The sequence below is a fragment of the Dyadobacter sp. CY351 genome (assembly GCF_021502625.1).
GTDB lineage: Bacteria > Bacteroidota > Bacteroidia > Cytophagales > Spirosomataceae > Dyadobacter > Dyadobacter chenhuakuii.
Genome location: NZ_JAKFFU010000012.1, coordinates 139,736 through 157,835, shown reverse-complemented (window position 1 = coordinate 157,835; position 18,100 = coordinate 139,736). Strand labels below are relative to the sequence as shown.

At 44.2% G+C, this 18,100-nt stretch carries 19 protein-coding genes; 7 read left to right on the top strand and 12 right to left on the bottom strand.

The genetic code is table 11. From position 1 onward, the window contains the following. Positions 1-81: 81 nt before the first annotated feature. Positions 82-1,338, bottom strand: a complete 1,257-nt coding sequence (locus tag L0660_RS21305; RefSeq protein ID WP_235161239.1) for a metallophosphoesterase — start codon at positions 1,336-1,338, stop codon at positions 82-84. 95 nt (positions 1,339-1,433) lie between these two features. Between L0660_RS21305 and L0660_RS21300 the strand changes: the two genes are divergently transcribed. Continuing rightward, positions 1,434-1,655 carry a hypothetical protein gene (locus L0660_RS21300; RefSeq protein ID WP_235161332.1) on the top strand — a complete coding sequence of 74 codons (222 nt, stop codon included), beginning with the start codon at positions 1,434-1,436 and terminating at the stop codon, positions 1,653-1,655. Positions 1,656-1,667: 12 nt separating this feature from the next. On the opposite strand, the gene L0660_RS21295 is transcribed toward L0660_RS21300, so the two are convergent. After that, complete coding sequence (locus L0660_RS21295) at positions 1,668-2,228, bottom strand: YqgE/AlgH family protein (RefSeq protein WP_235161238.1); 561 nt, start codon at positions 2,226-2,228, stop codon at positions 1,668-1,670. A gap of 119 nt (positions 2,229-2,347) precedes the next feature. Here L0660_RS21295 and L0660_RS21290 point away from each other — a divergent pair, with 119 nt between their 5' ends. Further along, positions 2,348-2,875, top strand: coding sequence for a gamma carbonic anhydrase family protein (locus L0660_RS21290; RefSeq protein WP_235161237.1), 528 nt, complete (start codon positions 2,348-2,350; stop codon positions 2,873-2,875). Between the two features lie 3 nt (positions 2,876-2,878). On the opposite strand, the gene L0660_RS21285 is transcribed toward L0660_RS21290, so the two are convergent. Together L0660_RS21285 and L0660_RS21280 are read right to left on the bottom strand one after the other, a co-directional pair. Next, positions 2,879-3,508: a DedA family protein gene (locus L0660_RS21285; RefSeq protein ID WP_233794842.1), complete on the bottom strand. Its 630-nt coding sequence runs from the start codon at positions 3,506-3,508 to the stop codon at positions 2,879-2,881. A gap of 51 nt (positions 3,509-3,559) precedes the next feature. Beyond that, positions 3,560-5,476: an ABC-F family ATP-binding cassette domain-containing protein gene (locus L0660_RS21280; protein WP_235161236.1), complete on the bottom strand. Its 1,917-nt coding sequence runs from the start codon at positions 5,474-5,476 to the stop codon at positions 3,560-3,562. Positions 5,477-5,614: 138 nt separating this feature from the next. Between L0660_RS21280 and L0660_RS21275 the strand changes: the two genes are divergently transcribed. The 3 genes from L0660_RS21275 to L0660_RS21265 all read left to right on the top strand — a co-directional run bounded on the left by L0660_RS21275 (position 5,615) and on the right by L0660_RS21265 (position 8,291). Next, positions 5,615-6,601: a formylglycine-generating enzyme family protein gene (locus L0660_RS21275; protein WP_233794840.1), complete on the top strand. Its 987-nt coding sequence runs from the start codon at positions 5,615-5,617 to the stop codon at positions 6,599-6,601. 23 nt (positions 6,602-6,624) lie between these two features. Further along, entirely contained in the window at positions 6,625-7,971 is a 1,347-nt protein-coding gene (locus tag L0660_RS21270; protein WP_233794839.1) for a Gfo/Idh/MocA family protein, read from the top strand. A 125-nt stretch (positions 7,972-8,096) separates the two neighbouring features. Next, a complete protein-coding gene (locus L0660_RS21265; protein WP_235161235.1) occupies positions 8,097-8,291 on the top strand; it encodes a hypothetical protein in 195 nt (64 codons plus the stop codon). Here the strand turns inward: L0660_RS21265 and aroC are convergent. Continuing rightward, positions 8,288-9,367, bottom strand: coding sequence for a chorismate synthase (gene aroC, locus L0660_RS21260; RefSeq protein WP_235161234.1), 1,080 nt, complete (start codon positions 9,365-9,367; stop codon positions 8,288-8,290). The genes L0660_RS21265 and aroC overlap by 4 nt on opposite strands. 7 nt (positions 9,368-9,374) lie before the next feature. Continuing rightward, on the bottom strand, positions 9,375-10,778 hold the full coding sequence (locus L0660_RS21255; protein ID WP_235161233.1) for a BatD family protein: 1,404 nt from the start codon (positions 10,776-10,778) through the stop codon (positions 9,375-9,377). A gap of 105 nt (positions 10,779-10,883) precedes the next feature. Between L0660_RS21255 and L0660_RS21250 the strand changes: the two genes are divergently transcribed. Further along, positions 10,884-11,090, top strand: a complete 207-nt coding sequence (locus tag L0660_RS21250) for a hypothetical protein (RefSeq protein ID WP_084439472.1) — start codon at positions 10,884-10,886, stop codon at positions 11,088-11,090. Positions 11,091-11,165: 75 nt separating this feature from the next. Here the strand turns inward: L0660_RS21250 and L0660_RS21245 are convergent, their stop codons facing one another. From L0660_RS21245 to L0660_RS21220, 6 genes are all read right to left on the bottom strand, one after another. Then, complete coding sequence (locus L0660_RS21245) at positions 11,166-12,923, bottom strand: tetratricopeptide repeat protein (RefSeq protein ID WP_235161232.1); 1,758 nt, start codon at positions 12,921-12,923, stop codon at positions 11,166-11,168. A 96-nt stretch (positions 12,924-13,019) separates the two neighbouring features. Then, positions 13,020-13,976 carry a substrate-binding domain-containing protein gene (locus L0660_RS21240; RefSeq protein ID WP_235161231.1) on the bottom strand — a complete coding sequence of 319 codons (957 nt, stop codon included), beginning with the start codon at positions 13,974-13,976 and terminating at the stop codon, positions 13,020-13,022. A gap of 221 nt (positions 13,977-14,197) precedes the next feature. Next, positions 14,198-15,022 carry an energy transducer TonB gene (locus tag L0660_RS21235; RefSeq protein ID WP_233794833.1) on the bottom strand — a complete coding sequence of 275 codons (825 nt, stop codon included), beginning with the start codon at positions 15,020-15,022 and terminating at the stop codon, positions 14,198-14,200. Positions 15,023-15,051: 29 nt separating this feature from the next. Then, the gene (locus L0660_RS21230) at positions 15,052-15,633 is read right to left on the bottom strand and encodes a biopolymer transporter ExbD (protein WP_026629394.1); all 582 of its coding nucleotides are present in this window, start codon (positions 15,631-15,633) and stop codon (positions 15,052-15,054) included. A gap of 36 nt (positions 15,634-15,669) precedes the next feature. After that, on the bottom strand, positions 15,670-16,284 hold the full coding sequence (locus L0660_RS21225) for a biopolymer transporter ExbD (RefSeq protein WP_233794832.1): 615 nt from the start codon (positions 16,282-16,284) through the stop codon (positions 15,670-15,672). Between the two features lie 61 nt (positions 16,285-16,345). Next, complete coding sequence (locus tag L0660_RS21220) at positions 16,346-17,185, bottom strand: MotA/TolQ/ExbB proton channel family protein (RefSeq protein ID WP_026629396.1); 840 nt, start codon at positions 17,183-17,185, stop codon at positions 16,346-16,348. Between the two features lie 619 nt (positions 17,186-17,804). Between L0660_RS21220 and gatC the strand changes: the two genes are divergently transcribed. Further along, positions 17,805-18,092 (top strand): Asp-tRNA(Asn)/Glu-tRNA(Gln) amidotransferase subunit GatC, encoded by a 288-nt coding sequence (gene gatC, locus L0660_RS21215; RefSeq protein WP_235161230.1) that lies wholly within the window; start codon positions 17,805-17,807, stop codon positions 18,090-18,092. Positions 18,093-18,100 lie beyond the last annotated feature (8 nt).

Below are 18,100 nucleotides of genomic sequence, written 5' to 3'. Positions count from 1 at the left end.
ATTACAGAACCTCATATACTCAACGCATTTAGGCTGTTATCCTATATAACTGATCCAACCCAATTACAAGTTCCCTAAATGTTACGCCCTAACCAACTCAATGATAGCGATTTCAGGCAAAATACCCACACGGCCCGGATAACCCAAATAGCCAAAACCACGATTTACATACAAATGCTGGTCGTTTTCGGTGTATAGCCCTGCCCATTGTTTGTACCTGTATTGTACCGGGCTCCATTTTAATCCAGCGATCTCTACCCCAAACTGCATTCCATGCGTATGACCTGCCAGTGCAAGGTCGATATTTTTATATTTGGGCAAAACCTGCGCTTGCCAATGGCTCGGATCATGTGAAAGCAATATTTTGACAGGAAAATCCTCCGTATGCTGATACGCCTTTTGCAGGTTACCGTATTTGGCAAAATTCCCCGCACCCCAGTTTTGAATGCCTATCAAGCCGATTTCCTCTCCATCGACGCGGATAGCACGGTTTTCGTCCAGCATTAAATTCCAGCCCAGCAACTGATGGGCTTTTCTCAGATCCGCCAGATTGCTCGTTTTGGCTTCCACGCTCGGCCATTGGAAATAATCACCATAGTCGTGGTTGCCCAAAACCGAATGCACACCCAGCGGAGCCTTTATCTTATTAAAAATATCAATGTATTCCCGCACTTCCAGCGCGCGGTCATTCACAAGATCGCCGGTGAAAAATGCGATATCCGGCTTCTCCTTCATCAACATTTCCACGCCTCCTTTCACAGCTGTTCTATTGAAAAAGCTTCCTGAATGAATGTCCGATAATTGGGCGATCTTAATGCCGTCAAATGCTTTGGGAAGATTTTTAAGCGGGATACGGACTCGGCGAATGCGGTAATCATGCGCCCCGGAGATGATCCCGTAAGCAAATGTGCCCATCAGGCCAGCTCCCGCCACCATCGCCGTAGTCGTCAAAAATTGGGAACGCGGAATGGCCGGCTCACCGGTTGCAGGGGGAACAGGTGCCGCCGATGGAAAGAAAAAGCTGGCTATCCATTGTAAAAAACGACGAATGTCGTCCAGGAACAAAAGGAGAACGGCCAGCAGTTTGGATAAATAAGGAATGGCAATAAATGCGACAACAAATGTTCGCGTCGTGCTTTTGAAATAGTCCGGCGGAAGAAGCTGCATCGAAATGTAGGCTCCCAATGTGGCTGCGGTGAAAATCCAGTAAGTTCCTCCTATCCAGCGTTGTGTAAGCGGCGTTAGATTCCGGATCGCAAAGCGCAATCCCTGCCAAACGTACCAATCAATTGCAAAAAGAATGAATGTTAAAAATATAAAAAAGAATGTCCGGTTCATTTGGGGTGATTATTGTCATATTTCTCGTAACACCGCGCAGGATTTTCTCGTTCGGCGACATTTCGTAATTTTGAAACAACCAAATGAAACAAAATATGCCGGAATTCGATTTTAAGCGATTTCACATCCGTTCGATGAATGCAAGCTCGGACGAGGAGCGCGCGCAGATCAACCAGGAACTAAAAGATCTTTACGCTTCTCTGAATGAAGAAGATAAGACGGATTTTAATGAGCAATTACAAAAATTCCTGACTAGGGAAGTGAGCAGGATCAAATCCGACTACGAATCTGTCAACGGGCTGGACCGGCCTAACTAACCGGATTTCGGCTTAATTGAGCCGCGGATCGATGGGATAATGGGCAATAGACCGGTATTCGCCGCCCATATTACGCAGGATTTCCCGCCAGAAATTTTCTGGTGGAGTTGTAAAAAGAAATTCAGAATCGGTGCTTGAAACAATCCAGGAATCCTGCTTCAATTCCTCATCCAGCTGGCCGCCGCTCCATCCGGAGTAGCCGATAAAGAAACGGATATCGTCAGCGTGAAAGGTGTTCAGGTTCAAGAGCATTTTTACCTTATCAAAGTCTCCTCCCCAAAAAACATTCGGCATAATTTCCGCCCCACCGGCAACCAGGTCGGGACGTCTGTGAATGAAATGCAGTGTGTTTTTCTCTACGGGTCCGCCCAGATGCAAAGCAATGTCCTGATAAATGGTTTCGTCCAAAACATCCCCCAGGAAAAGGTCGGTAATCTGGTTCAGTACAAAGCCGAAGCTGCCTTGCTCGTTGTGTTCGCACATCAGAATAACGCCTCTTTCAAAATTGGGATCTCCCAGAAACGGTTTGGCAATTAACAGACTTCCTTTTGAAATTTTCATGATTGATGGCATAGTGGGCATGACTTAAAGATCAAAAACGTAATATATTTAATTTTTGGCAACAATTTTGTCCCGATTCAACAAAAGGAGCATTCGTTTACCTATTTTACACAAATCGAAAAAAGAAAAATATGCCGTATATAAAATCTGTGCGAGGCTTTAATCCCACTTTCGGGGAAGCGTGCTGGCTTGCTGAAAACGCAACTGTTGTAGGTGATGTGGTGATGGGCAGCCATTGCACGGTTTGGTTTAATGCTGTGGTGCGCGGCGATGTGAACAGCATTCGCATTGGTGACTATTCCAATATTCAGGATGGCGCTGTGATTCACTGTACTTATCAGCGTTTTGCGACCACTATTGGCAGTTATGTGTCGGTTGCGCACAATGCAATTGTACACGGTTGCACGATTGAGGACCACGTGCTGATCGGGATGGGCGCCATTGTAATGGACGGGGCGGTGATCGGCACCGGATCCATTGTTGCTGCCGGCGCCATTGTCACACAGGGAACAAAAGTCCCACCGGGGACAATTTACGCGGGCAATCCGGCAAAATATCTGAAAGATGTATCCACGGAGCTGAATGCTGCGATCGACCGGACGGCCAATAATTACATTACCTATTCAGGCTGGTTTCGCGAAGAAGAAGAAGGGAAGTGAGCATTAACCCATTTCCTTTCTTGCATTCAGATATCCTTTGATCACGGTGAATGTAGTGATCGCGAGGAAGAAAATGATAATGTACTGCACATAATCAACGATCCACGGAAAGCGCTCGCCGAAAAGGTAACCGCCACCCGTTAATGTCCCGATCCAGATTGCGCCGCCAGCAACATTGTTGATCATAAACGCAGGAACCGTCATTTTTACCAGGCCTGCCAAAATCGGTGCAAAAGTGCGGACGATTGGAAGAAAACGGCTGATAATCAATGTTCTGCTTCCATATTTATCAAAATATTTCCGCGTTGTTTCAATGTGTTTTTTCTTAAAAAAGAAAGAATCCGGCCGGTTTTCGAACATATCACCGAAGTATTTTCCGAAAATATATCCAACCAGCGAACCTATTACCGCGGCTCCAAACAAACACAGCAGCAAAATTCCAATCGGAACACTCAGTATGCCCGTCCCACAAAAAACGCCAGCCAGAAAAACAAGGTAGTCACCAGGCAGGAAGAAGGCGAAGAACAATCCGTTTTCGGCAAAAACGATGAAAGTTATGACCAGCAGGCCGCCTGTGCGGATTAACTCTTCGGAATTAAGGATATATTGAAAAAATTCGGTGATTGAATTCATAATGCGGATTTAAACGGCTAATCGGAACAGAGGATCACAATGCTGCCAAATTTAAGCATTTTCAGATAGTTCAAGCCAGCGCATCTCCTTATCAGCCTGACTTTCGGTTAATTCCTCGATTTGCTTAGACCATTGTGCTAATTCTGCGTGTGATCCACCAGCGTGCAATTTGGCAACTAAACCCGTTTTCTGCTCTTCCATTTTGGCTATATCAGCTTCCAGCTGCTCCATTTCCTTCTGTTCTTTGTAGCTTAGCTTGCGCTTTGGCGTTGCAGCTGCAACGGGTGTTGGCGCTACGGGCGCTGCCGTTTCCTTCACAGGTTGAATTACGTGGGTTGTATTGCTTTTGCCTGCATTTGCATTGCCTCCCGAAGCCTTTTTCTCCGCTTCCTGTTCGTCCTGATATTCACGCAGCTCCGTATAATTTCCAGGAAAATCACTAATCTTCCCTTCTCCTTCAAAAACAAAAATGTGCTGTACAAGCCTGTCGAGGAAATATCTGTCGTGGGAAACGATTACCAGGCAGCCTGGGAAATTCAATAAGAACTCTTCCAAAACATTCAAACTCGCAATGTCCAGATCGTTCGTAGGCTCATCCAGGATCAGGAAGTTGGGCTGTTTGATCAATATTAAAAGCAGCTGCAACCTGCGTTTCTCGCCACCGCTGAGTTTTGAGATAAAATCATATTGTTTGGAAGGCGAAAAGAGGAAAGCCTGTAACAAATGTCCGACCGTAACCGTCTCACCGGTTCCCAGCTGCACCACCTCTGCAACATCTTTTACAATGTCGATCACCCGCTGATTTTCATTAAAAACAAGATCAGACTGCTTGTAGTAACCAAATTGAACCGTTTCCCCTTTAACAATCTGACCTTTATCCGGCATTAATTCGCCCGTGATCATGTTCAGGAGCGTCGACTTGCCCATCCCGTTCTGGCCTACAATACCAATTCGGTCGCCTTTCCTGAATGTGTATTCGAAGTTTTTGATCAATTGTCTTTCACCAAATCCTTTGCTCACATTTTCGAGCTCGATGATCTTGCTGCCCAGCCTCGAAGTGCGGACATTCAGCTCCATTTGTGTATCAAACTTCTTCTGGCTTGCCTTCTCCTTTAATTCCTCAAATGCATCCACACGATATTTTGCCTTTGTCCCGCGTGCTTTGGGCTGACGGCGGATCCAGTCGAGTTCCTTCCGCATTAAGTTGCGCGCCTTATCGATGCCAGCAGCCTCCATTTCTTCTCTTTCCGCCTTTTTTTCGAGAAAGTAAGTGTAGTTCCCTTTATATGGATATGCCGATCCGTGATCCAGTTCAAGCATTTGATTACAAACTGTGTCCAGGAAATACCGGTCGTGGGTTACCACCAAAAGCGTTGTATTGGACGTATTAAGATAATTTTCCAACCATTCCACCGTATCCAGGTCCAAATGGTTGGTAGGCTCATCCAGGATAAGTAAATCAGGATCTTCCAGCAAGACTTTCGCCATAGCCACACGCTTGCGCTGCCCGCCGGATAATGTTCCGAAAAGATTCTCCGTGTGGTGAATGCCAAGACGACCCAGGATTTCCTTGGTCCGGTATTCAAAATCCCATGCATTAAACTTGTCCATATCCTCCATCACTTCGGCAAGTTCGTCGTGGTTGTCGGTTTCAATGGCATGCTCGTAGCGCTTAACAACTTGCGCCACAGGATTGTTTGAAGAAAAAATCACATCAATCACCGAAAGGCTCTCATCAAAAGCCGGACTTTGATCCAGGTAGCCAACCCGAATATCTTTCCTAATGCTCACTTCTCCCTCATCCGCCGGGATTTTGCCCGTCAGAATGTTCAGGAAAGTGGTCTTGCCCGTTCCGTTCGTTCCGATGAGCGCAACCTTGTCGCCCCTGCTGATTCCAAAATTGATGTTTTTAAAAAGCCACTGATCGCCAAATGACTTTGCTATATTTTCTGCTGAAAGGTAATTCATGATCCAAAGTAAAATTCAATTCCTACAAAGGTAGGACAGATCTCAAACAACAAAGAAAAAATTCGTTTTGAAAGGGTAAATAGCATAATATTGCTCTTTATATTTAGTTATATGGTTCCATAGAACACATTTTAAATCATGTCCAAGCAATTTTTATTCCTATTCTCAACCGTTTTCATTTGTTTCACCGCAGCAGCACAAGACCCCAATTTTAAGAATTATACGCAAAAAATAGGAGGTAGCCCGCAAGTCTACGATATGGTCGCGATTCCCGGCGGCGAGTTTATGATGGGAAGTCCTGATTCCGAAAAAGGTCGCAGACCGGACGAAGGCCCGCAGCACAAAGTAAAGATCGAGCCCTTCTGGATGGGCAAAACCGAAGTGAACTGGGACATATATGACCTTTACGCTTTCAAAAACATGGAAAAGGAAATGGCAGCACGTCACCCTGATCCCGACAAAAGTGTTCAGAAGACCGATGCCAGCACTCGCCCAAGTCCTCCCTATGTAGATATGTCGTTCGGTATGGGAAGATCCGGATATCCGGCGATTAACATGACCCAATATGCAGCCATTCATTTTTGCAAATGGCTATATGAAAAAACAGGTGTTTTTTACAGATTACCGACTGAGGCTGAATGGGAATACGCGTGCCGCGCAGGTTCAAAAACAGCTTACTCATTTGGAGCCGACGAATCTAAATTAGACGAATATGCATGGCATCGTAAAAACAGTGATGCCGCTTACAAGAAAATCGGGTTAAAGAAACCCAATGCTTTCGGCTTGCATGATATGCATGGCAATGTGATGGAGTGGACATTGGATCAGTACATTCCTGATTATTATGCAAAACAACCTGCGGGAGAAAAATACGCTCCGGTTACCGAGCTTTATCCAACGGCCGTTCGCGGTGGTTCGTGGGACGATGAGCCTGCCGACTTGCGCAGCGCGGCCCGCACGGCTTCAAAACCGGAATGGAAGATCCTGGATCCGCAGCTTCCAAAAAGCGAATGGTGGATGACAAGTGCATCATTTGTTGGTTTCAGGGTGGTTAGGCCACTGAAACAACCGTCTCAGGAAGAGATAAATGCTTATTACAGCCCAAAATTGATTGAAGATTATTGAGATCATATTAAACTCTTAACATAATGGAACAAAATAGACGTGATTTTCTAAAAGCAACCGGCCTGTTTGCAGCGGGCGGTGCAATGTTGAATCCGGTTCGCGGATATGGCTTTAACAGTGCGGTGGATGAGACGATCAAAGTTGCTTTGATCGGTTGCGGAGGAAGAGGAACAGGTGCGGCTGCGCAGGCATTAAGCACAACGCAAAATGTGCAGATCGTTGCCATGGCAGATGCTTTTAAGGACCGTCTGGACGAATCATATAAAAACCTGACTGCTAAAAAATACAAAAATGCAGCAGGAACGGTTGTGGATACGAAATTGAAAGTTGATGTTCCTGACGACCGTAAGTTTGTAGGTTTCGATGCATTCAAGAAAGCCATTGCTTTAAAAGACGTGGATGTTGTCATCCTGGCGACTCCTCCTGGCTTCCGTCCTTCGCATTTTGAAGAAGCGGTGAAGAACAACAAGCACATTTTCATGGAAAAGCCGGTTGCTACGGATGCTCCCGGAATTCGTAAAGTGCTTGAAATTGCCGAAGAAGCGAAGAAAAAGAAGTTGAATGTGGTTGTGGGTCTGCAACGCCATTACCAGGCTAATTATCTGGCTGCGATCAAACGCATTCATGACGGTGCAATTGGTGATATCGTAGGCGGGCAGGTTTACTGGGTTGGCAGCAGCCCGTGGATGAAAGAACGCCAGCCAAACCAAACTGAAATGGAATACCAAATGAGAAACTGGTATTATTTCAACTGGCTTTGCGGTGACCACATTTCGGAGCAGCACGTGCACAACATTGACGTCGCTAACTGGGTGAAAAAGGGTTATCCAGTATCAATCCAGGGAACTGGCGGTCGTGAAGTGCGTACCGGAAAGGCGTACGGAGAGATTTTCGATCACCATACACTTGACCTTGTTTACGCCGACGGAACCGTTATTTCCAGCCAATGCCGTCAGTTTGAAGGCACATGGAACAAGGTTGATGAGGCTTTTGTAGGAACAAAAGGCCGCATTGACAGCTTTGACGGTAAAAAAACCATTTTGAAAGATTACAAAGGCGGCGTGATTTATCAGCACGACGATAAAGGTGATAAAAACCCATATCAGGTTGAACACGACGAATTGTTTGCTGCCATTGCAAAAGGTGAATACAAATTTGCTGACGCAGAAAATGGCGCAAAAAGCACAATGACAGCCATTATGGGCCGTATGGCAACTTATTCGGGCAAGATGATCAAATGGGATGAGGCATTCAACTCAGACATTAATCTATTCCCGGACAAACTGGCCTGGGATGCTTCGCCAAAAATCCTTCCGGGTCCTGACGGACTTTATCCGGTTGCGGTTCCTGGTAAGACGCAGGTTATTTAAGTTAATATGCAGTAAAAAAGGGCTCCAAGGAGCCCTTTTTTGTTTGTAAGTTGTGATAGAATTTCTAAATTGGAGTAGGAATGTCCATATGATGGAATTCTAATGTTGTACCAACGATATCATCAGTGAAACTTAGCCTGAGAAACGCTGTGCTCATTCTGCTAACCGGCATGCTTTTGCTTGCGGTTGGTGCCTCACTAAGATCGGATCAAAACAAATTCAGCAATCCCATTATCCTCACCGCCCTGGCCATTGAATTCCTGGGAACAATCTGGCTCGTTCTGAGCCTGAACCAAAGGCGCAAACGCAACAAGATTTAAACTTTGCTGGACCGGTTACGAAGGTAAAAATCGGCTAGTACCAATGCTGCCATCGCCTCTACAATCGGAACGGCGCGCGGCACCACACAAGGGTCATGACGTCCCTTTCCCTGCACAATAGCCACATCCCCATGCTGATCAATGCTTTCCTGATCCTGCATAATGGTTGCCACCGGCTTAAACGCTACGCGGAAATAAATGTCTTCACCATTTGAAATCCCACCTTGCACACCTCCTGAATGATTGGTGCGGGTGTGGACTTTGTCTTCATCATCAATAAAAAACGCATCGTTATGCTGAGAACCCAGCAATGTTACGCCTTCAAAGCCGCTGCCGTACTCAAATCCCTTTACTGCATTAATGCTTAGCATGGCCTTTCCCATTTCCGCATGAAGCTTGTCAAACACAGGCTCTCCCCAGCCAGCCGGAACACCCGTAATCACGCAATTCACAACGCCCCCCACAGAATCTCCCTGCTTTCTTATAGAGTCAATGTAATCGAACATTTGCTGCGCCATTTCAGGATCAGGACAACGGACGGCATTTGTTTCTGTTATTGAAAGATCGAGATCCTGATACGATTTTTCGAGTTTTAATGCCCCGACCTGTGACACGTAGGATTGAATATTTACGCCCAGATCAGCCAGGAGCAGCTTTGCCAGTGCGCCAGCCGCAACTCTTGCAGCAGTCTCCCTCGCAGAGCTCCTGCCGCCGCCTCTGTAATCGCGGACGCCATACTTCACCTGATACGTGTAATCCGCATGTGACGGACGGAACTGGGCAGCAATGTGCGAATAGTCTTTGCTGCGCTGATCTTCATTCCGGATGATCAAAGCAATGGGTGTGCCGGTTGTTTTGCCCTCAAACACTCCCGATAACACTTCAAATTCATCCGCTTCTTTGCGTTGCGTGGTAATTCTCGACTGGCCTGGCTTACGCCTGGTCAGCTCGTTTTGAATGAAATCCGAGTCGAAATTGACGCCTGCCGGGCATCCTTCTATGATGACACCAATACCCGCTCCGTGCGACTCGCCGAATGTGGCTATTTTGAATATCTTACCGTACGTACTTCCCATTAAAAATTTACTTTCTGAATACCCAAACCATTGCGATCAATAGCAGAATCACTATGCCGTTGGTGGTGTCTTTTAAAATCTTTTTATAATCTATTGAATCTTTGCTGCTATCAAGGCTTTCCAGGTTGTCGTACAGCCCGGAAGAGCCGCTCAGTGATAAGTTGGCAAGCTTATAGTCCTCGCCCTTTACAGAAAGCATTTTTGCGGACCGCAATGTATCATACTTTGCTTTTGACGAATTGAAATATACCCATTGAAAATACCGTCCTAACGGAAATTCCCCGTCCTTTCTGGGAACAACAAAGTAATCGAAAGTTTTCTCCCCTACCACACTTTGGTAGCTTCTTTTAATGATTTGACTTACTTCCGGCGGATAAATGTCAAATGTAGAGTTGGATTGGATCGTCGGTGCCGGAATAGCGGCAATGTTCCCAACGCCTTCCACCTTGAACATGTAACGCACGCTCTCGCCGGGATAAACGAGGGTGCTAGACAGATTTTCCTTTAATGCATACTGCCCCACCGCAACCTGATCCCTTAACGGATGATCCGGCAACTGGCGCACGACAATAGCCGCCTTGTTGGACCTGAACGACCTTACCACTTTCCGCTCCACATTTACTGCCTTGCTGTTATCGATAACAAGCATTTGCAGCGCGATGGAAGGAAAAACAATGTCTTCGGTCGTGATGGGGAAAAGCCGGGCCTGGTACATGTTATATTCCGTATACCGGCGACCTCTGATTGTTATGCGACGTTTAACAATTTCCTCAATGCCCACGTTCTCTTCCCAGCAATTTGCCGGCCGTAATTGTTTGAGGATAGATTGCAATTGTTCATTGAAGCGGTAAAATTCCATTTGTACCGGCGCATTCTCAGCAATGTATAGGGAAATGCGCAACGCAAATCCTTCCCTAATAAAAACCGCCTTTTTATCCGTCTGGACGGACAGGAAGATCCCGTCGCCTGTATCTTCCACATCCGCCTCAAAAGTAGGGCTTACGCCTACGGAAACAGCGTCTCCCGGGCTTGCTTGCTGAGAAAAGACAACCATTGTCTCTTCTGATTTTAATTTGAGGCTGTTGATCGTGATTACGAACGCGGGAATGAGGTAGTTCCCTGGCTTAGCTGCGAAGTATTCCTGTGTGATGGTTTGTATCACCACTTTCTTGCCATCCACCGTGCTGATGGCACTGGTTGCTGACTTGCTTCTTTTTTCCAACCCGTTTATTTCCGGAAAAATAACCGCCGGCCGCGTTTCTGCATCACGCAGAACAACCGATATTAGGAAAGGCTGATCCAATGATAAGTTTTTGGATCCTAATTCAATGGTAGAGGCGTCATTAATAGTCTGGGCCAGAAGCGTACCAGAAAAACACAAAATAATATTTAATAACGCATATAATTTCATTAAATATTTTCGTTAGCTTTATTAGGAATTGCCGCTCTCAGACGTTTTTAATTTAATTCTGATGCATATTATTCACTTCCCTAAACCACAAAATTACATAATACTATGGCCTCCATGCTTGAATACATAAAAATTATTCTGCAGAAAGTTAGTTTCGACCGCAGATTGTTTGAAAAAGAACTTAGAAAAGCAATCCGTATGTTGATGCCAGCCGAGGTGAAAAGATTAAGACAATGGTGTTACGATAATTACGGAACGGTACATTTACCAGTACTCAATACTTGTTTTGCGCGCCTGTCTTCATTAGGCTAGCATTTTTTAAATTTTTTATAATGAAAGAAGCCGCTTGGATATCCAAGCGGCTTCTTTCATTATAACCTAACCGAATTATTTTTTCTTCGGTGTTGCTGCTGCTTTTGTTTTCGCACCAGCTTTTGCGCCTGCTGCTGGCTGCGTTTCAGCTGTTGGCGTAGCTAATCCTAGTGCTTCTTTTGCAGATATGTTATCCGGATCCACTTTTAGAAGTTTCTCCCAATATTCCTTCGCCTTTGCTTCATCTTTCAATGTAGTTTGAGCGTGGAATGCAAGATAGCCATATGCCAATTTCAAATAAGACTTGTATTTGCTTGGATCTGGATCTTTTTCAGCCAGTTCAGTCAATTTCAAATAGTAAGGCTGAGAAATTCCTTTGTCAACGTTTTCTTGTCTGTCATACGCATTGTAAAGAGTACTTGCTCTCCAATAGTATCCATATGGCCAGTCAGGAAGTTTCTGAGTAACAGTCGCGAAGATCGAATCTGCTTTCAGGAATAATGTACGTCTTTCCATTGAAATCTTCGCACTGTCTGCATAGTTTGAATCCGCTGCAGTTGGAAGCACTTTTGCAGTTGCCATCTGGAAGTTAGACAAACCAGTGTAGTAATAGTCATTCGCGCTTGCTTTTGCAGTATCCAATGCGATACCTTTTTCAAATGTTGCAGCGGCGTTAGGGAAATCTTTTGCAGCATAGTACAGGGCAGCAACTTCTTTGTATGCAGTTGCAGCTTCTGCTTTGCTCGTATCCATATCAGCACCTTTCAAAATGTAAGCAACACCGGTCGAGTCATATCCTTTTCCGTCTGTTACTTTCTGGTTATATGCACGACCCAGATATTTATAGTCATCACCAATTACTTTATCAGGAGCGATTTTGATGAATTCTGTCAAGTTCTGGATAGCTTCGTCAGGCTTGTTAGTCTTGAAGTTAGACCAGCCATACATACGCAATGTGATCGGATTGTTGATTTTCCCTTTAATCTCTTCAAGTAGTTGCAATGATTTCGCGTAATCGTCAGCTGTAAATGCAAACTGCGCAGCACGCAATTTCATTTCAGGATCAGTAGTTCCGCTTTTCTGGATATACAAATCGAAGTTTTCAGCAGCTTGTTTGTATTTCTGAGCCAGGAAGTACAACTCCGCAAGATCTTTGTATGCCGGTGCAAAGTTAGGATCTGCTTCAATTGCCTTTTTGTAGTTTTCAAGCGCCAGGTTGTAGTTTTTACCACGAAGGTAAATCTGACCAATCGCGTTGTGAGCAGTTGCGTAGTTTGGTTTTGCTGTCAAAGCATATTCGTAAGCCGTTACAGCAGCACCACCTTCGTTACGTAACATTAATGCATCACCTTTTGCAAGATAGGCATCAGCAAGATTTTTATCTCTCTTAACAGCTTCATCCAGCAATCTGATTGCCTCAGCAGGATCGTTGTTTTTCTCGAAAAGCGTGTAAGCCTCGCCTATTCTGAAAAGAACCTCAGCATCTTTTTTCTTTTTCTTCTCTGCTTCGTCGAAAAGCTCTTTCGCTTTTGCTTTTTCTCCTTTTGCAAGAGCAACTGTTCCCTGACCTACTTTATTCAAATAGGATTTATCATCAAGCGTAAGACCTTTATCAAAGGCTTTTTGCGCTTCGTCCAGTTGATTGGTTTTTATATAATAATAACCAAGGTAATATTGGTTATCAGCAGAAGGCGTTGTTTCTGCGAGTTTTTTGAATAAATCGCCTGCTTCATTGTAACGTTCTCCGTTGATCAATGCTAAGCCGTCCTGCGTCGTTTGTGCGTGTAAATTAACAAACGCTAATAAACCAATTACCAGTGCTACTAATTTCATTCTCATGTTTCTGTTCATTTTTTACCCGGTTAAAATAATGATAAAAAATTTGGCTTTCCAATAACAAGTCCCAAATCTTAAATTGTATTACACTTCTTAAAAATTCTTCCCCGTGGTTATTTCAAGCTCCCTGGGGTAAGGTACAGTTGGCAATAAGCCCATTTTTTGAATTATTAAACCTCCTACATCCCGTGCGATATAGGTCATTAGTCCGCCTCCCAATCCCGAATATCCTTCACGGCTGATGATATATAAATCCCGGTGGAGGGGATATCTTTTAAATTCAAGTCCGCTTTGAAAGGGCTGAATATAGTTCGACAAAGAATCTGGATTAGCCTTTTGAGCAACACCCAATACGTTGATTCCTTTTGACAATTCCCTTGTTGCTAATGAATGCCCTTCGCTGATCCAGCTTACGCCTATAAAACCCAAATGAAGCGGGTTAGACCTGATATCTTTGATTACATTCTCGTTAGAACCAGCTGATGTAATACGCAAACGTTGAATGTCCTTGATCCCAAATTTATTAAGAATGAAGTTCAGGTTACTTGCATTGGCATTGTCAAACACCAATGTTATAGGCCCTTTTTGATTTCCATCCTTCAACTGAGACCAGTCCGTAATTTTCCCTTCCAGTATTGCCTTGATCTCGGGCATTGTTATTAAGCTGTCCGTATTGGATTTGCTAACTACCAACGCCAGCCCATCAGTTGCAATGTGCTGAAACTTATGGGATCCTTTCTGCTTCTTAATGAGCTCTGTCTCCTTCTCGCTTAACTGCCTGGTCGAGAAAATGATCCGGGCACTATCGTTAAGCAATTGACGAATCGCTTCTTGCTCTGGCTTATACTCTAACTCAAAATGCGTATTCGGGTAAATTCCCTCGTATGCATTGGTTAGCGCATTAACAATCGGCTTGAATGATTCGTCTGAGGCAACGGTAATTGTTCCCTGCCTCGGGTTATCAAGATCACCATTAGAACCACCGCAACCTTGCAAGCTCAGAAACGCTACTGATGTGCCGAGCAATATTCCGGCTGACCAAAATTTCATAGTTCTTTTTGATTTCTTCTTCTCCAAACCCTGTAACCTCTGTAAGCTCCGTACAAAATAAGTGTGCCAGCGAAAGCATTCCTTGCCAGACTGCCAACAGGTAACAACCTAAATGACAAGGAGGAGAGGACTAAAAAGACCCCTCCTCCTATGTATGTCAGAGCCATTAACACAGAGGTTAGATCACCGATCTTCTCATGCAATGGTTTTTCCCTCATGAGTTACTCCAGCTGGAAATTGATTGGCAAGTTGTACTTAACACGAACCGCACGTCCTGATTGCTTACCTGGTTTCCACTTCGGCATTGCTTTCACAACACGGATAGCTTCTTCGTCGCAACCAAAACCAAGTCCTTTCAATACAGCCACATCTTGGATACTACCATCCGTATTTACTACGAATGACATAAACACCCTTCCTGAAACGTTGGCACGTGAAGCTGCACTTGGGTATTTGATATTTTTACCTAAATACTTGTACATTTCAGCCGTACCACCTGGAAACTCCGGCTGCTGCTCAACAACGGTAAAAACCTTTTCCGGTTCTGGCGCTGCTTCTACAACTGTTCCTTTGCTTGGTGCCGCAACTGCTTCGGGAGCAACAATGATCTCGTTCGCGTTGGGGTCTCCTTCAACTGTTTTATCCGCAACAACAGCTTCCTTAATTTCTTCTACTGTTGGTGGTGGCACCTCTTCAGGCACTTCTTCATCCTTTTTAACCTCAGGAGGCAAGAACTTCACCGTATTCACCTTAGGTTGTTCAACCGGCGGTGGTGGCGGTGGTGGCGGTTCTGCCGGATCAATTGGCGGCGGTGGTATTTTCATTAAATCCACCTCAACCATTGCTACTTCTTCTTCCTCGCCAGCCGACAGTTTATTAATAATTGACGGTGTAAACATTGCAAGAACAAAGAGAGCCGCTCCGATTATGGTAGCCTTCGTCACATCGGCACGATAGCCCTGACGAAGTGAAAATGCTCCGTACGCCTTATTTCGATCAGCAAACACTATATCATCCAGTGTAGCATTCGGGCCTATTTCTGCCATGGCGCTTTGAATTTGATTTGATTAAATTGTTATTTTTCTACGATTTTGTCACCCAAGAGCTTTTTCTCCGAATCTGTCAGAGTCTCTACAAGTGCATATCTCTTTGATTTGGTAATCGCCATTTCGTCCAATACGTCAACCATGTTTTTATAGGTTGAAACCGGCGTCGGCTTGATTACCACAACAAAAGGATCGTTTCCTTTTTCATCCTTAGGATTTGCAGCATTGATACGCTTAGCAGAGTTGAAAATCACACTTCTCAAATCGAACCCGTAGCGGGTTGTTTTCAAAGATGCTTCTGCTTTGTCGTCATCCGCAGCTACTCCATCCAGATAATATACATCGTCGTTGGCTCCCATGAACAGGGTCAACACTTTTGACGCTTTTAGCGGTTCGGTTTTTTCCTGGTCTTTTTCATCCGTCTTATCAGGCACAGCCAGCGTCATAGATGTCGGTTTCGACATAGTTGTTGCTAGCATGAAAAACGTGATAAGCAAGAATCCCAAGTCCACCATTGGCGTCATGTCTACACGGGTAGACATCTTTTTGCCCCGAACCTTACCGTCACCTTTGCCATGCCCACCACCACCGGATTCTTCAATTGCTGCCATTTTCTCTTCTTATTAAAATGATCTCTTTAATTAAAATTAATCGTTCGTGTAGCCGGCAGGCGCTTGTTCGCTACCTGTGATCAGGTTGAACTTGTTAATGTTCTGCGACTGTAAGTTAGACAACACGTCTTTGAAAACCGGGAACTTGGAAAGATTGTCACCTTTCAAAGCGATCCTCAATTGACTGTTAGCCTTACGAGCTGCATAAACCCAGTCAGCCAGTTCACTTGCCCCAGTAGAGTCAACCGGGATACCTGGTTGCTTCACATTCGGCATTTGCTCCTTCGACATATTCAACCAAGGTTTCAATTGGTTCAATGGAAATCCAAAGCTTGATTGCAATGCAAATTTTGCTTTCTCAGTCTCAGTGAACGTGATCCCTTTTGATTGACCAATGTTTTCAAGCATTGCTGCTCTTACCGGTTTTGCATCCACTCCAAAGAACACCTTGCCCGCTTTGTCAATACTAATGACCATAATGTCATCATCAGGAACTTTAATCTGCGAAATGGAAGAGGGTGTTGTAATCTCCGCTTCATTCGACTTAAAAGTTGCCGTCATGATAAAGAACGTCAGTAGTAAGAACGCTACGTCAGTCATCGCTGTCATATCTGTATGCGGCGCATGCTTCTTAGGTCTTACCTTTCCCATAGCAAATATATAAGTTTTTTGTATATTAACGAAACTTTCATATTAATAGTTCAAAAAACTATTAATAATGTGTAGCAAAGTTTGATTGAAGGCTTAGGCCGATTTCATCAATGCTATAAGTAAGGTCGTCAACACGGCTGTTCAGGTAAGCGTATGAGATCGTTGCGATCGCAGAAGTACCGATACCAAGTGCCGTATTAATAAGGGCCTCAGAGATACCTGTTGCAAGAGCAGCGGAGTCAGGAGAACCTGATGTACCAAGAGCCGCGAAGGCTTTGATCATACCGATTACCGTTCCAAGAAGTGCCAAAAGTGTAGATGCACCTGCAAGTGTTGCGATAATCGTAAGGTTTTTCTGAAGCATTGGAAGTTCAAGCGTAGTTGCTTCTTCGATTTCTTTCTGAAGCGCTGCCAGTTTCTGCTCTTTGTCAAGTGCAGTCTCCGTAGTCAATTGCTTATATTTCAAAAGACCTGCTTTGATAACGTTACCAACAGAACCTTTTTGTCTGTCACATTCTTTAATTGCTTCTTCGATTTGGTTTTTGTCAAGAAGACCTCTCAGCTTCACAACGAATGCATCGATGCTTCCAGAACCTTGAGCTTTGTTCAAAGTGATCAAACGCTCGATTGTAAATGTTAACACGATCAGGAAACAAGTCATCAAAATTGGTACGATAGGACCTCCTTTGTAAACGATTCCGTAGTAATCACCATCGATTGGGCCTTTTGCGTGATCGCCATCTTTAAAGTGTTCGGGAGCTCCCAGAACAAAAATGTAAACTGCCAATGCAATCGCAAATAGTAGAGGGATTACCAATGCCGGGTTCAAACCGCCTTTGCCTTTTGTTGCTGCCGCAGCAGGCTTTGGAGCTGGTGCCGGACTTGTAGCTTTCTTTTCCATCAGACTTACTTTTAAAGGTTAAATTGAGATTTTGGTTGTGAATTAAATAAAACTTTTGGTTAAAACTGGATTTGGTAAAATAAAATTTTGATTGCGTTTTAGATATTAGCCTTCTACAAAAGTATGAGTTTTCCTTTTAAAAAAAAGCAAGCATTTCGTCAGTTTTTTTCCCGAAATTTTTGACATAGCACGTACAAATTGCATAATTTAAAGAAACCCGCACGTTTAATTTTCTTAGTTATTCTCGATTTTGTACTGATTCAGAACTAAATGCAATCTAAATTCAAACTTATACATAATTGTACTCTTTACAATGATCGCTGCGAACATGTTTTTCAAAGCTGCCGATTGTATTTCAAAATATTTCAACATTCTCGTAGAAAAGCAAATATTATTTTTCTCCTACTATTAGTTAAACAACAATTTTAAATTTCGGATAACCCCTATTTTATGTGCTAGGGCAAATTTTACTAAAACAACAGAAGCAAGACACCGGTTTCCATCGTCAATGCTTACAGTTCCCGAATAATTTGTCACCACGGAAAACAGAATCGCAAAAATCAGGTAATTTTGACATCCGTTTCAGTCCCCGACGGTAACTTAACAAATTCATAACATCATGAAAGTTGACAAGGAGTCTCTTAAAAAAATAGCCCACCTGGCCCGTTTGGAGATAAAACCAGAGGAAGAAGAAGGCATTTTAAAGAGTATGGACTCGGTATTGACGTGGATGGAGCAGCTGGATGAGGTAGATACTGATGGCGTTGAACCTCTGACTCATATCCTTAGCGAAGTGAACAACTGGCGTGAAGATGTGGGCGTGAACACAATGACGAGGGAAGATGCACTGGCAAATGCACCGGCAAAAAATGCTTCCTATATAATGGTCCCGAAGGTGATTGAGTAACTTATAGG

Bases quoted from the DNA above. Each gene is read 5' to 3' on its own strand.
- L0660_RS21300 (WP_235161332.1), top strand. From the start codon at position 1,434: ATGCCGGAATTCGATTTTAAGCGATTTCACATCCGTTCGATGAATGCA.
- L0660_RS21230 (WP_026629394.1), bottom strand. From the start codon at position 15,633: ATGGCAGCAATTGAAGAATCCGGTGGTGGTGGGCATGGCAAAGGTGAC.
- L0660_RS21290 (WP_235161237.1), top strand. From the start codon at position 2,348: ATGCCGTATATAAAATCTGTGCGAGGCTTTAATCCCACTTTCGGGGAA.
- L0660_RS21245 (WP_235161232.1), bottom strand. From the start codon at position 12,923: ATGAAATTAGTAGCACTGGTAATTGGTTTATTAGCGTTTGTTAATTTA.
- L0660_RS21250 (WP_084439472.1), top strand. From the start codon at position 10,884: ATGGCCTCCATGCTTGAATACATAAAAATTATTCTGCAGAAAGTTAGT.
- L0660_RS21240 (WP_235161231.1), bottom strand. From the start codon at position 13,976: ATGAAATTTTGGTCAGCCGGAATATTGCTCGGCACATCAGTAGCGTTT.
- L0660_RS21270 (WP_233794839.1), top strand. From the start codon at position 6,625: ATGGAACAAAATAGACGTGATTTTCTAAAAGCAACCGGCCTGTTTGCA.
- L0660_RS21280 (WP_235161236.1), bottom strand. From the start codon at position 5,476: ATGAATTACCTTTCAGCAGAAAATATAGCAAAGTCATTTGGCGATCAG.
- L0660_RS21305 (WP_235161239.1), bottom strand. From the start codon at position 1,338: ATGAACCGGACATTCTTTTTTATATTTTTAACATTCATTCTTTTTGCA.
- L0660_RS21225 (WP_233794832.1), bottom strand. From the start codon at position 16,284: ATGGGAAAGGTAAGACCTAAGAAGCATGCGCCGCATACAGATATGACA.
- L0660_RS21285 (WP_233794842.1), bottom strand. From the start codon at position 3,508: ATGAATTCAATCACCGAATTTTTTCAATATATCCTTAATTCCGAAGAG.
- L0660_RS21255 (WP_235161233.1), bottom strand. From the start codon at position 10,778: ATGAAATTATATGCGTTATTAAATATTATTTTGTGTTTTTCTGGTACG.
- L0660_RS21275 (WP_233794840.1), top strand. From the start codon at position 5,615: ATGTCCAAGCAATTTTTATTCCTATTCTCAACCGTTTTCATTTGTTTC.
- L0660_RS21235 (WP_233794833.1), bottom strand. From the start codon at position 15,022: ATGGCAGAAATAGGCCCGAATGCTACACTGGATGATATAGTGTTTGCT.
- aroC (WP_235161234.1), bottom strand. From the start codon at position 9,367: ATGGGAAGTACGTACGGTAAGATATTCAAAATAGCCACATTCGGCGAG.
- L0660_RS21220 (WP_026629396.1), bottom strand. From the start codon at position 17,185: ATGGAAAAGAAAGCTACAAGTCCGGCACCAGCTCCAAAGCCTGCTGCG.
- gatC (WP_235161230.1), top strand. From the start codon at position 17,805: ATGAAAGTTGACAAGGAGTCTCTTAAAAAAATAGCCCACCTGGCCCGT.
- L0660_RS21295 (WP_235161238.1), bottom strand. From the start codon at position 2,228: ATGCCATCAATCATGAAAATTTCAAAAGGAAGTCTGTTAATTGCCAAA.